The organism is Aquimarina sediminis, assembly GCF_002895435.1.
GTDB lineage: Bacteria > Bacteroidota > Bacteroidia > Flavobacteriales > Flavobacteriaceae > Aquimarina > Aquimarina sediminis.
On the sequence record NZ_POYJ01000020.1, the window covers coordinates 1 to 13,698 of the forward strand.

At 36.4% G+C, this 13,698-nt stretch carries 13 protein-coding genes and 2 tRNA genes; 11 read left to right on the plus strand and 4 right to left on the minus strand.

Annotated features, from left to right (window positions below):
• The coding region (locus C1X07_RS24350; RefSeq protein ID WP_103072668.1) for a fibronectin type III domain-containing protein at positions 1 to 3,601 on the minus strand (3,601 nt) is incomplete at its 3' end.
• 324 nt (positions 3,602 to 3,925) lie between these two features.
• Complete coding sequence (locus C1X07_RS24355) at positions 3,926 to 4,459, minus strand: RNA methyltransferase (RefSeq protein WP_103072669.1); 534 nt, start codon at positions 4,457 to 4,459, stop codon at positions 3,926 to 3,928.
• 297 nt (positions 4,460 to 4,756) lie between these two features.
• Here C1X07_RS24355 and mutS point away from each other — a divergent pair, with 297 nt between their 5' ends.
• The 3 genes from mutS to C1X07_RS24370 all read left to right on the plus strand — a co-directional run bounded on the left by mutS (position 4,757) and on the right by C1X07_RS24370 (position 7,619).
• On the plus strand, positions 4,757 to 7,348 hold the full coding sequence (mutS, locus tag C1X07_RS24360; protein WP_103072680.1) for a DNA mismatch repair protein MutS: 2,592 nt from the start codon (positions 4,757 to 4,759) through the stop codon (positions 7,346 to 7,348).
• A gap of 96 nt (positions 7,349 to 7,444) precedes the next feature.
• Positions 7,445 to 7,516 (plus strand) — tRNA-Gly (locus tag C1X07_RS24365).
• A 19-nt stretch (positions 7,517 to 7,535) separates the two neighbouring features.
• Positions 7,536 to 7,619, plus strand: a tRNA-Leu gene (locus tag C1X07_RS24370).
• Positions 7,620 to 7,885: 266 nt separating this feature from the next.
• Here the strand turns inward: C1X07_RS24370 and C1X07_RS24375 are convergent.
• The gene (locus C1X07_RS24375; RefSeq protein WP_103072670.1) at positions 7,886 to 8,467 is read right to left on the minus strand and encodes a hypothetical protein; all 582 of its coding nucleotides are present in this window, start codon (positions 8,465 to 8,467) and stop codon (positions 7,886 to 7,888) included.
• Between the two features lie 377 nt (positions 8,468 to 8,844).
• Here C1X07_RS24375 and C1X07_RS25190 point away from each other — a divergent pair, with 377 nt between their 5' ends.
• Genes C1X07_RS25190 through C1X07_RS24390 form a run of 3 tightly spaced genes read left to right on the plus strand, consistent with a single transcriptional unit; the run spans position 8,845 to position 9,855 of the window.
• Positions 8,845 to 9,021 carry a hypothetical protein gene (locus tag C1X07_RS25190; protein ID WP_164914249.1) on the plus strand — a complete coding sequence of 59 codons (177 nt, stop codon included), beginning with the start codon at positions 8,845 to 8,847 and terminating at the stop codon, positions 9,019 to 9,021.
• A 22-nt stretch (positions 9,022 to 9,043) separates the two neighbouring features.
• The gene (locus C1X07_RS24385) at positions 9,044 to 9,628 is read left to right on the plus strand and encodes a hypothetical protein (protein WP_128755393.1); all 585 of its coding nucleotides are present in this window, start codon (positions 9,044 to 9,046) and stop codon (positions 9,626 to 9,628) included.
• Positions 9,628 to 9,855 carry a hypothetical protein gene (locus C1X07_RS24390; protein ID WP_103072673.1) on the plus strand — a complete coding sequence of 76 codons (228 nt, stop codon included), beginning with the start codon at positions 9,628 to 9,630 and terminating at the stop codon, positions 9,853 to 9,855. Before C1X07_RS24385 ends, C1X07_RS24390 begins: the two co-directional genes overlap by 1 nt.
• A 15-nt stretch (positions 9,856 to 9,870) precedes the next feature.
• Here C1X07_RS24390 and C1X07_RS24395 read toward each other — a convergent pair whose 3' ends face one another.
• Entirely contained in the window at positions 9,871 to 10,212 is a 342-nt protein-coding gene (locus C1X07_RS24395; protein WP_103072674.1) for a hypothetical protein, read from the minus strand.
• A 106-nt stretch (positions 10,213 to 10,318) separates the two neighbouring features.
• Here C1X07_RS24395 and C1X07_RS24400 point away from each other — a divergent pair, with 106 nt between their 5' ends.
• The 5 genes from C1X07_RS24400 to C1X07_RS24425 all read left to right on the plus strand — a co-directional run.
• Positions 10,319 to 10,522: a hypothetical protein gene (locus C1X07_RS24400; protein ID WP_103072675.1), complete on the plus strand. Its 204-nt coding sequence runs from the start codon at positions 10,319 to 10,321 to the stop codon at positions 10,520 to 10,522.
• A 61-nt stretch (positions 10,523 to 10,583) separates the two neighbouring features.
• Positions 10,584 to 10,817, plus strand: a complete 234-nt coding sequence (locus tag C1X07_RS24405; RefSeq protein WP_103072676.1) for a hypothetical protein — start codon at positions 10,584 to 10,586, stop codon at positions 10,815 to 10,817.
• Positions 10,818 to 11,301: 484 nt separating this feature from the next.
• Positions 11,302 to 11,778, plus strand: a complete 477-nt coding sequence (locus tag C1X07_RS24415) for a hypothetical protein (protein WP_103072678.1) — start codon at positions 11,302 to 11,304, stop codon at positions 11,776 to 11,778.
• 410 nt (positions 11,779 to 12,188) lie between these two features.
• Positions 12,189 to 12,662 (plus strand): hypothetical protein, encoded by a 474-nt coding sequence (locus C1X07_RS24420; protein ID WP_103072679.1) that lies wholly within the window; start codon positions 12,189 to 12,191, stop codon positions 12,660 to 12,662.
• Positions 12,663 to 12,719: 57 nt separating this feature from the next.
• On the plus strand, positions 12,720 to 13,698 hold a 979-nt coding region (locus tag C1X07_RS24425; RefSeq protein WP_317046161.1), incomplete at its 3' end, for a SpvB/TcaC N-terminal domain-containing protein.

Genomic DNA, 13,698 nt, shown 5'->3' on the forward strand with positions numbered 1-13,698 from the left:
AAAGATAAAATGCTCCATCTTGCCCTGTAGTTGGTCCTGTACCATTAGAAGGTGTTCCTCCTGAATCACGAGTCCACTCGATATCATCTCCAGAGGCATTGATCCATGCTCCAAAACCAGATTCAAAGCTTTCAGAATACGGAAAAGTTGTGATTCCTGTACACCCTGGAGTAGAGGTAGTGGTTACATTAACAGCAGTACTACTGGTAGATACATTTCCTGCGGCATCTTTTGCTTTTACAGTAAAACTATAGGTGGTGTTAGCCGTAAGCCCGGTTACAGTATAATTGGCTGTAGTAGAGGCGCCAACGCTGGTTGCTCCCTGAAATATTTCGTATGCCGTTACTCCCACATTATCAGTAGAAGCTGTCCAAGAAAGATCCACTGAGGTAGCTCCAATATTTGAAGCTGTTACATTGGTCGGTACGCTTGGTGCCTGTGTATCTGCTACCGTAGAGATAATCTTAATATTATCGATAGCAATATCACTACTCCATCCTGATCCTGTGGTTCCTTTAAACTGCAATTTAATAACAGAACCACCATAAGTAGCTAGTGATACAGTAGCCTGATTCCATGTACTTCCCTGGCTTCCACTTTTGGACCAGATAGAGGTATAGGTTACCCCGTTATCAGTACTGGCAAGGACTTCGAGAGTTCCCATGTCTGTACCTTGCATATGATAACCAAACTCTAATGAAATCCCAGAGCTCGAAGAAAGATCTATACAAGGACTGTTTAATAGTGCCACTTTATTAGGGCTTCCCGGTGGAGATACATTGGTAGAGGCTTCGGTATAGAGATAGAACGCTCCGTCTTGCCCCGATGAAGGTCCTGTAGCATTAGATGGTGTTCCTCCTGAATCACGAGTCCACTCGATATCATCTCCAGAGGCATTGGTCCACGCCCCAAAACCAGATTCAAAGCTTTCAGAATACGGAAAAGTTGTGATTCCTGTACACCCTGGAGTAGAGGTGGTCGTTACACTAACGGCAGTACTGCTTGCAGACACATTGCCTGCGGCGTCTTTTGCTTTTACCGTAAAGCTATACGTAGTATTGGCTGTAAGCCCGGTTACAGTATAGTTGGTTGTGGTAGAGGTGCCGATACTGGTTGCTCCCTGAAATATTTCGTATGCCGTTACTCCCACATTGTCTGTAGAAGCTGTCCAAGTAAGGTCCGCTGAGGTAGCTCCAATATTAGAAGCTGTTACATTGGTAGGTACGCTTGGTGCCTGTGTATCTGCTACCGTAGAGATAATCTTGATATTATCGATAGCAATATCACTACTCCATCCTGATCCTGTGGTTCCTTTAAACTGCAATTTAATAACAGAACCACCATAAGTAGCTAGTGATACAGTAGCCTGATTCCATGTACTTCCCTGGCTTCCACTTTTGGACCAGATAGAGGTATAGGTTACCCCGTTATCAGTACTGGCAAGGACTTCGAGAGTTCCCATGGCCGTACCTTGCATATGATAACCAAACTCTAATGAAATCCCAGAGCTCGAAGAAAGATCTATACAAGGGCTGTTTAGTAGTGCCACTTTATTAGGACTTCCCGGTGGTGACACATTGGTAGAGGCTTCGGTATAGAGATAAAATGCTCCATCTTGCCCAGATGAAGGTCCTGTAGCATTAGATGGTGTTCCTCCCGAATCACGAGTCCACTCGATATCATCACCAGAGGCATTGGTCCACGCTCCAAAACCAGATTCAAAACTTTCTGAATACGGAAAAGTTGTAATTCCTGTACAAGCCGGGGTATCGGTGGTGGTTACATTAGCAGTATTACTACTGGCAGATACATTTCCTGCTGCATCTTTTGCTTTTACGGTAAAGCTATACGTAGTATTGGCCGTAAGCCCGGTTACAGTATAGTTGGTTGTGGTAGAGGTGCCAATACTGGTCGCTCCCTGAAATATTTCGTATGCTGTTACTCCTACATTATCTGTAGAGGCTGTCCAGGAGAGATCTGCTGTGGTAGCTCCTATATTAGAAGCTGTGAGGTTTGTAGGAGTACTTGGAGCTTGATTATCAGGAACACCTACAATACCATTTATGATTAATGAGAAATCCTGAGACCCATTGGTCAAAGTTCCTTTATGAGTGACCGTTACTGTATATGTTCCAGCTGCAAGAACAGCATCTATTTTCTCTACATTATCTCGGAAGTTATCTCCTTTTTGAGCGGCATCGGTATAATTGTTAAAGTTAGCATTAGGAATCATTATCCAAGGAGAGTAGGTATTGCCATTCCCTGTTATTCTGACATCTAGATCGTTAACCAGAACCGGATTGTTGCCGTTATTGGTTGGACCTGCAGGGTCGTTCCAGACTATGGTTAGGGCTAGTGGTGCAGAACCATTAGAAGTGAAGGTTCTGGTATAAGTGCCTCCATTGTTTAGGGTTAATTCATCTATAACAGAGGTGTTTCCGTTATTGGTAATTACCTCTGCGGCTTTTTCGGCATTAACTAATCCCCATCCACTTCTAAAATCCGGACCATCATTTGCTCCCACTTCGTCGGCAGTGTCTATAATCAAAGCCTTTGCTGTGGCGGCTTTCATATAGACCCCATTATTATTTTTATAGTGCTGTTGTAATAATGCTACCGTTCCTGCAGTGGCAGGAGTAGACATTGAGGTACCAGTTTTAGAACTATAACTCGTATCACTTATGGCATCTGAGGAATATACTCCTACGCCATTATTCGTAATATCCGGTTTGATCCTCCAATCATCGGGAGGGCCATAAGTACTCGAAGAAGCCATGGATACAGAAGATGGTCCTGTGTAATTTAATACATCATTTGAGTTGGCGACTACAAATAGGTTTTTGGCTAACTGATTACCGTAAATATTACCATACTGACCCCCATTGTTTCCGGCGGATTTACAATGCAAATAAAAAGGAGCGTTATAGGCAACTTCATCCATATCGCGTGCATTAGTATCGTATTGACCATATGGACCATTAGGAGAATTAGAATTGTTTGCCAAAATCCCTCCGGCTGCTGCAAAAGCAGCTGCTTCTGCGACCATTCCAGATGCGGTATAGCCTTTTATAGTAGCCTCAGAGGCCATCCCTCTTGCCGCTGGGTCGACACCTGTTGCAATTAGGGTACCTCCGGTGTGTGTGCCATGGTTTGTAGGTAAAGCAGCATCTCCTGAGGTAACACGACCAACAAGTTCCTGGTGGGTGGAGCTGGCTTTTCCGCTTTCCCAAACTCCAATTTGGATTCCGGCACCCGTTAAGTTTAGACCAGATGATCCCCCAGTCCATATTCTATCTGTACGTCCTGTTGCAGCAGCATCAACATTATCATCATATGCATACACAGGATCTCCGTTTTCATTAAAAGAATACAAAACTCCTAGTCGCCCATCTGCTGTGGTTTTGGTAAGAGGGATATTTTGATTAAAAGCTTTGGTTTGATATGTTTTATTTTGATCGTTAGATCTATTGATAATCTTTTGCAGAGCCTGTAAGTTGGTTTGGCTTTTTATATGTTCCCTGTCATTTCTGTTTTGTGCGTTGCCGAATATCGAAAACAACAAAATAGGAATAAGAAGGAATATATCTTTCCTTGATTTCATAAGTTGAGTTTTAAAAATTAAAATAGTGTGTTTAGAAAAAAGTTTACGCTTTTATAGAAGAAATTGTTTATGCCTATCGCGATATTTGCCCCTGTGGTAAACGGTTTTAGAGTTGGAATTTGTGTTTCTTTGAGTTTTCATAGTTTTAATATTGGTTATTGATTAAAACAATAGTGTCTATTAACTATGACGAACATAATGTACTTACCCCCTAGTTGATTTTTATATTTTTGTTTGTATAAAGCTGCTTATTAGGTAGTTGTGTTTTTTTTGTTCAGAGGAAAGAAGAGATGAGAGGAACTAAATGTATCCAACAACCTTTATTTAAAGCTTATTAAACAGATCCCAGGTAACAACACCAACGCTTACAGAGATATTTAAGGAATGTTTGCTGCCATGTTGCGGAATTTCAATAACAGTATCACTTTCAGAGACTACTTCTTGTTGCACACCTTTTACTTCATTGCCAAAAATAATTGCATATTTTTGATTAGGTTCGGGGGTAAAATCATGTAACATGGTAGCATTTTCGGCTTGCTCGATAGAAAGAATTTTTACCTGTTGAGCTTTAAGATTTTCTACCAATTCTAAAGTATCTTTTTTGTGTTCCCAATCCACTGTATCGGTAGCTCCCAATGCGGTTTTTTGAATATCTTTATGAGGAGGGGTAGCAGTAATACCACACAGATATATTTTTTCAACCAAAAATGCATCCGCAGTTCTAAACACCGATCCAATATTATTCAGGCTTCTGATATTGTCCAGAATAATAAGTAAAGGAGTCTTTTTTGAAGCTTTAAATTCCTCTACAGTTTTTCGATTGAGTTCGCTATTTTTGAGTTTTCTGCTTTTTTCCATTACCGCAAAAATAGTATTTATCAGAAATTTTTAGGTTTTATACCGGATGAAACTTTTAAAAAAAATGTGTTTTTCTGAAGGAAATATAGATATCAAAGAAGAGAGGTATAAAACAAGAAAGAAGTTTTGTGTAGATAAGGTTACTAAACTCTATAATTCCTGAAATAAAAATTGTGAATAAAATTGAATAACTCCTATGGGGGATATTTCAAAAAAGATAGAAGAATAGCTACTTTAGCGGGATACATAAATTATACTTCATTGGCAGCAAAAGACACTAAAAAAGTAACTCCATTAATGAAACAATACAATGCTATTAAGGCAAAGTATCCTGATGCATTATTATTGTTTAGAGTAGGAGATTTTTATGAAACTTTTGGAACAGATGCGATCAAGGCTGCATCTATTTTGAATATTGTTCAGACTAAACGTGGAAACGGAAGTGATCAGGAAACTGCATTGGCTGGGTTTCCTCATCATTCGTTAAATACTTATTTACCCAAGCTGGTTAAGGCTGGAGAGCGTGTTGCTATTTGTGATCAGTTAGAAGATCCTAAGCAAACCAAAACAATAGTAAAGCGGGGAGTAACAGAATTAGTGACGCCGGGAGTAGCACTTAATGACGAAGTCTTACAGAGTAAAACGAATAATTTCTTATGTGCTTTGCACTATGGTAAGAAAGAATTAGGAGTAGCATTTCTTGATGTTTCTACGGGCGAGTTCCTTACTGCGCAGGGTGATGTGGCGTATATAGATAAGTTAATGCAAAACTTTAGCCCTAGTGAGATATTGATTGCCAAGCCTAAGAAGAAAAATTTTCATGAAGATTTTGGCGATGATTTTCATACGTTCTTTTTAGAAGATTGGGTTTTTAAAACAGATTATGTTGATGAGACATTAAACGGTCATTTTGGAACCACATCTTTAAAAGGATTTGGAGTAGACCATCTAAAAGAAGGCGTTATAGGAGCTGGAGTAATACTTCATTATTTAGGAGAAACGCAGCATCATAAATTGCAGCATATTACGGCAATACAGCGTTTCGCCGAAGATCAATATATATGGATGGATCGTTTTACCATTCGTAATCTGGAGTTATACCATGCCAATGCGGCAAATGCAGTAACGCTGCTTGATGTTATAGATAAAACTATTTCACCAATGGGGGGGCGTACCCTAAAACGTTGGTTAGCGCTACCTCTTAAAAATGTTTCAGCTATCCAGAAGCGTCATGAGGTAGTACAGTATTTTTTGGATAATTCGACATTACTTCAAAAAATCCAACATCAAATTAAGCAAATAGGAGATGTTGAACGATTAATTTCTAAGATCGCTACCGGAAAGGTGAGTCCCCGAGAAGTTATTCAGCTCAAGAATTCATTGGAAGCTATTGTTCCTATAAAGGCACAAGCATCTAATAGCGATAATAGTGCATTAAAAGTTATAGGAGAGACCCTTAATGATTGTGAGTTATTACGCAATAAAATTAAAGAAACCCTAAACGAAGAAGCACCAGTAAATATATTAAAAGGAAATACGATTGCCGATGGGTATTTGGATGAGTTAGATGAATTGCGATCTATTGCGTTTTCCGGAAAAGATTATCTGGATAAAATGCTGGAGCGAGAAACTGAAGCTACGGGCATTACTTCTTTAAAAATAGCTTCTAATAATGTATTTGGGTATTATATAGAAGTTAGAAATACTCATAAAGATAAAGTCCCTGATACCTGGATTCGCAAACAAACTCTAGTAAGTGCAGAACGTTATATAACCGAAGAACTTAAGGAGTATGAAGCCAAAATTCTTGGAGCCGAGGAAAAGATCTTATTGTTAGAGCAACAGCTTTTTACAGATCTGGTGATTTGGATGAGTGAATATATAAAGCCTGTGCAGCTCAATGCTACGCTAATAGGGCAATTAGACTGTTTATGTTCTTTTGCTCAGCTCGCCACAGAAAATCAATATGTACGACCTCTAGTAGATGAATCTCATGATCTGGAAATCAAAAATGGTCGTCACCCAGTGATCGAAAAACAGTTGCCACCGGGGGAGCGGTATATTACTAATGATGTCATACTCGATAGAAACAGCCAGCAGATCATAATGATTACCGGTCCTAATATGAGTGGTAAATCTGCCATATTAAGACAGACAGCATTAATTGTACTATTGGCACAGATGGGATGTTTTGTTCCTGCCGAAGAGGCTAAGCTGGGAGTAGTCGATAAAATATTTACCAGAGTAGGAGCGAGTGATAATATCTCTATGGGAGAATCTACATTTATGGTAGAAATGAATGAAACTGCTAGTATCCTGAATAATATCTCTGATCGCAGTCTGGTATTACTAGATGAGATCGGTCGTGGAACAAGTACCTATGATGGGATATCGATTGCCTGGGCGATTAGCGAGTTTTTACATGAGCATCCATCAAAGCCAAAAACATTGTTTGCAACTCATTATCACGAATTGAACGAAATGTGTGAAACTTTTGGTAGAATTAAAAACTACAATGTATCTGTAAAAGAATTAAAAGACACGGTTCTCTTTTTACGTAAGTTGGTTCCTGGAGGTAGTGAGCATAGTTTTGGTATTCATGTAGCAAAAATGGCAGGGATGCCTCAGCAAGTATTGCATAGAGCGAATAAGATGCTTAAAAAGCTCGAGAAATCACATAGTAGTGAAGAATTGACCGATAAGATCAAAGGCATGCAAGAGGATGATGAGTTGCAGTTAAGCTTCTTTAATATGGATGATCCTTTATTAGAAGAAATTAGAGAAGAAATACTGGAAATAGATATTGATACCCTAACTCCGGTAGAAGCATTGATGAAACTTAATGAGATTAAACGTATGTTAACCAGGAAGAAAGCATCGCAAGTGTAAATTTTTTTATTCTTTTTTCAAAAAAGACTTTGGTATTACTAGAATTGTTTTAAATTTGCATCCGCAATAACGAATTGCGAAGTTCTTAAAAAGACTGCGAAAGTAGCTCAGGGGTAGAGCATCACCTTGCCAAGGTGAGGGTCGCGGGTTCAAATCCCGTCTTTCGCTCTGAGATAAAATATACCAAGCTGAAGTGGTGGAATTGGTAGACACGTTGGACTTAAAATCCAATGTCCATTAGGACGTACGGGTTCAAGTCCCGTCTTCAGTACTTAAGACAACCCTTTGATTTTCAAAGGGTTGTTTTTGTTTATAGAAGTTTTGAATTTAATACTTTTATCGCACTTAATATTTTGGGTAAAACATAGGTAAAACTTTCTGGCTTTTATTTGACGACTTTTGTAGTGTGTTTTAATACGTTTGTTTCCGTTACTTTTTAAGGAATATAGTTTTTGAAGCGTAGCCTTAGCATTAATGGTTTAGTAATTCTGGACTTTTAATTATAATAAACCAGATTAAGTCTTTTATATCTACAAATTAATTCTTTCTGTCTTCCAACCATTTTATAGTTCTATAATATGTTGTTTTAGACAAACCAAACTCATTACAAACACGTTCCCTGTTCTCTTCTGGATTAACTTTTAGGTAATTCCTGATTTCAATAGTTTTTTGTATAGATTCACTTTTTGGGCGATCATGTCGACCTGTCCTATTTTGGCTTTTATAAAAAGAACGTTTTCCAAGAGCGTCCAATTCAAAAATAGCATCACCAGATTCGAGCTTTATCATACCTTTTTCGGTTTGTAGAACTCTAAAGGTCATTGATAGTATAGTATTTTTATTATGTTCCTGTACGTAGTTAAAAACAAAAATGGAGACATTAAACTTTTTATAGTCTTGTACCAGTACTTTGCTGCCTATCAGTTGAAGAATAACAGCCTTTTCTTTTCTAATAAAATCAGTAGTCTCTTTTTGAGTTGTTTTTATTCCTATAGGACTTTTAGATTTCTTATAATCTTCCCATTTCCTTTCGGCAAGATATATGGCAAGCTTGTTAATTTCTTTCTTGGTTGCCAAACGTGTTTCAAAATCATATACTTCTTTCAGATTACTATTCATTATAAAATTTAATTTTTATCCGGACATTTCTCAATGTTAAACAATTACTTCAGGAAGTGTTTTCTCGAAGCGCGAATTAAACATGGTCTATTAAATTGCGTTTTACGTTAAAACCTTATGTTGAGTACGGTTTTAATCGACTGTTTTTCAGTCTATTATATCAAATAATTCTGAATTTTGGAAACGATCTGCGTTTTTAACCTTATTTTTAATTCTAAATACGGGGGAATATCCCCAATATCATTTAAAAATTGTTTATTTCAAGCTTAATATATCTCTTATTTTAGAAGTTTGATAACACTATTGTTCTCTGGTAACCAGTATTTTAAATGTGGTTAAAAACTATTTTTCATTTAACATTCCTTAAATTTTTTATTATGAAAGCAAAATCATTTTTATTAAACATTCTTTTTTTTATTTTGGTAATTACATTTGTGGGTTGTACTTCTGAAGTCACAGATGAAGAAATCGGCATAGAAGTAAATACCTCAGTTGATCTAGATAGATTTATGGAGGACAAAGATAAAATTGAAGAACCTGATGATAGAGACTAAAATTAAAGTTATAATTTTAATATTGGGTGCAGTATTCGCATGTACTGCACCTTTTATACATGTTCTTTATCCTAAAAAAAGTCCGCAATTTAAGGTGCTGAAGCAACAGTTAGATGATGGCAAAATCACTCAAGAAACATACGCGTCAAAATATAAAACTCTTCAGAAGAGTAAGAGATTTATTGGCTTTACCAATATCCGTAAATTTTGGTATGCTATTGGTAAGCCTATCTCTATGCTCTATTTTGCATTATTGTTGATCTATGTATACCCATTTATCATTATTGATAAAAAGGTCAAAAGAATAGTAGGTGGATCCATCATATTATTCCTGTTCATTTCCATGTATTTTATTGTCTGGACATTATGGCATCGCCAAGATTTCCCTAAAGAATTATATTATTGGGCTATTGGAATAGTTTCAATTATTGGAAGTATGATTTCCATTTTTATTATCAATTATAATAAAGACAAAACCATGTTAATGAATCTTCACTCATTAATGCGTTTCATAGTTAATGATGTAAAACATAAATATGTTGCAGAAGAAGATAAAGCAAGATTTGTAGAAGATTATATGGATGAAATCGAAAAATTAAAAGGGTAATGACTAAGGATAGAAAGAAAATAATCGAGAGTAAATACAAGAAAGGACTTATACCGGATGATCTGATAGGTAGGATTAATGATGATATAGAAACTTATTTGGAGAAGGAGTCGAAAAAAAATCAAGAAATCATTGAAAAAATGATTTCGGTTCGTTTAAGCCAGGGAATGGATGTGTCTTTTAGTGAGGATTATATTATAAACCAATTAGGTTTAATCTACAGCTAGTTCATTTCTGTATATTTACTTATCTTCTTTTTTAATCGAAAGTACTTCAATAACACCTTCTTGTACTTTGGTTTGTAGCCATAGTCTAAATTTATCGATTTCTAATAACTTGGTTTCATTTGCTACAACATAGTCAGCTACTTTATTCAAATCATAATCTTCAATTCCATCTATATTCATTAAATATTGATAGTCAGGATATACTTTATTAAGCTGCTTTTTTAACTTCAAGGATAATTCATTCTTATTAATACTATAGTATAATGTGGATTTAGCTACGTTTAGTTTCTTGGCTACATCATCTATTGAAATGCCTTCACTTTTTGAAATATGTTCAAAAATAGCTTTAATCTTCATGTAATATTTGTTTTTGTTAAAACTTTTTTCGTACTTTGTTTTAAATAAGTACGAAAATAGTATTAAAAATAAGTCATTTGTTCTAAAATCAGAACATCGCAAATGTATGCAAAATTTTACTAATGATGAACTGAGAATTCTAAGGGGTGTTCATACAGTTATTGGTCGGAAATATAGTAAATCTGGGAGGTATGTATCTCTGATCGCCCAAGGGAAAAGGAAAGCAAATACTTTGGTTGCTAAATCAATTTTAAAAGATTTAAAACTCATTTTAGAAATTTTAAAACCAAAGGAAATGAAATCAGAATAAATGACACTAACGTAAACTCGATTGTTGTTTTGTAATGAATCACTTTTAAAAATGTATTCGTATGAAACACATAAAAAGACAAGCAGTTGAACTGTGGCTAAAGAACAACCAAGATGTTATAAATGGTACAGGGTTGGATAAACGAATTGGGTTCCCTCTAGGAACCATACAAAAATTCTTAAAGTATGAACGAAAATTAAATGATAAACGAATAACAGCGATAGATAACTTTTTGAAAAGAGCGAATATTGAAAGCTATAAAAAAAAGATTAGAGAGAATATTAATGAAAGATAAACTGATTTAACCTAGTCAAATATGAATCAATCAGAATTAGATAATAGATATAATGAGTATCTCATATATATCATCCAGTCTTTACATATGAAAGTGGATGAATTTATGGAATCAATTGTACGACAAGAAACATGCTATGAGAAAATTATCTATCAATGGGCTATTAAGCTTTTTAAAAAAGGCATGTCCGAAGATAAAGCATTGCAGATTATTTATCGAGTCAGAAGGCAATTATACTGTTCTTTAAAACTTCCAGACTTACAGAATTGAAAAACAGTTGAGCTTGTAAGTTCCTACCCTAACCCCATATGAAGATGTCGGGTATTTAAAACAATCACATAAGCATAGCCTACCATCATAATGTATTAATAACTAGGTAGTCATTTCATTATGACAGGCTGTATTTATTTTTGTGAGTTGTAAAATATCCCGATGTCTTTGTAAAAATACAAAGCTCAAAACCACCAATCAATCTTAATTACCAATGATCACACACGAAGAAAAAATAATACAAAATGTTGTTAGGCAATTTGATGGGATGCTCAAAATAGAAGTTTATGATATCCTCTATAAGATAGAAAGTCTTTTATCTGGTTTTAGTAGTCCTATCCAATTTAAACAAATCAAAAAAAGTATTGATAACACGATTGACAAAGAGCATTTTATCGCAATAGATGCCTATGGGTATTGCTATCTTGAAGATGAGTGCCAGTATTTGAAAGTGTTTAGAATCAAATCCTTACTTCCTGTATGTTTAGGGGGAGAGCTTCTCTATTTTACAACTCCTGGGCAATATGAACTTACCTCTTATACTAACCAGAATCTGGAAGAAACCTTTAGCAATATGCATTTGCAAACTATTATTGCTCAGTTTTTAAAATACAACAATGCCAAAAAACGAAATCCAAAAACTAGACGGCTTCTCTTATTAGAATTGTTAGACCAGATAGACCCTGAATGAGTTGGAAATTCCTCCAAGCCTCAATAATGGGATTTAAAGCAACTCAAGGTTTTTAATTAACAAAATATTAACACAGGTATTGCTCCCAGTGTCGAAAAACGAAACTAGTGTTTTATATCATTGCAATCAAACGCTTAAACCTATAACCAATACACTATGAAACCAAAGCAATTATTTCTCTAAAAGCACCAACGGGTGTCATCCTGAGGTATAAGAAAAAACAAAAAATTAAATACAGCAAAGAGACTTTGTAAAATAATCTACCGGTAGTACATAGAGTCCTCTTTGTATTGTATTACAGCTGATCTAAAAAAGGGTTTTATTCCTTTTTAACCTATTGTGAACCACAAAAGAATCACTCTGGGTTTGACATAACAATATATACATAGTAACCATTAAATTTCACACAAATGAAAAAAACAATCATTCTTTTGGTGGCTTTCACCTGCTTTAGTTTTGCTCATGCACAAGTAACTACAGGCACCAAATTACAATTTACCTACGACGTTTCGGGCAACCAGCAACTCAGAGATGTCGCTGCTACTTCAGCCACAACCGCAACAGAAGCTATAGACAGTACACAAGTACTTGCTACAAATGAGTTAACCTTTGATAACAAAGAAGTTATAGCAAATAAATTTAGAGTATCTCCTAATCCTACAACGGGTGAGGTCATTTTACAGTGGGAACCGGAATTCTCTGATCAGATCACAGCTATTGAACTGGTAAGCCTTGTTACCAGTAAAAAAACAAAGATAGAACGTACCGGAAACAACTCGGTACAAGTTAATCTTTTTGATCAGCCTTCTGGTCTCTACCTTGTGATATTTTATCTCAACACCCCAGAGGTATCTTCAATACAAAAGAAGATCATCAAACTCTAATATTTTTCATACTGTTTTTTTAGACAGTATAGTACTAACTTTTAAAAGCATAAATAGATGAAAACGAATCTATTCATTATATATGCCTTTGTACTATTTTGTACAGGCATACAGGTATACTCACAAGATTATACTAACCTAAATCCTGTTGAAGACTTTACTTATGAGGAGCACAGCGCAAATGTTGAAGCCACCGAGACCTTGTCCTTGTCGGGTAGTAATCAGGGTACGGCTACCAGATCGACTGTAAGCACAACCCGTTCTGCCAGTTCAGGAATTGGGGAAACCCAGGGTGCACTTTCGGTATCGCTAACCGGGGGAGCTAATTATACCGTGCCAATAGCAGTACCTCCCGGGATCGCAGGAGTAGCTCCCGAAATTGCAATTTCGTATAACAGCCAGGGGAGCAATGGTATTGCTGGTTGGGGCTGGGGTATTTCTGGTTTATCTACCATTACCCGTATCCCTGCTACCAAATATCATGATGGAGTTCTTGATCCTGTGGATTTTGATAACAAGGATCGCTTTGCACTCGATGGGCAAAGATTGATGTTAAAAGGAGGAAGTTATGGAGCCAATGGCGCTATTTATCAGACAGAGAAATATTCAAACCTTAAAATTACCTCTCATGGAACCTCTCCTTATGGTGCAGCCTATGGACCTGCCTATTTTACCGTACTATACCCCGATGGATCCAGAGCACATTATGGGCTAACAAATGGAGGGCGATCACAATTGGAATATGCCATTACCAACTGGGATAATCCGCAAGGAATCAGGATTAATTATCACTACAAAATTATTGGAAATGACACGCGTACTTTGTCTATAGACAGAATTACCTATGGAGCCAAAAAAAGTGCAGCCCCTATCAACGAAATCAAATTTGAATACTATACCCGTGAACGAGGAGAACACTCAAATGCCGGAGGATTAGGTTTTGTTAGAAAAAGCTTGCTTAAGAAAATCAAAGTAACTGCCAATGGTACTGCATACCGTAATTATGAACTAACCCATGATCATACGCTTATGGGGT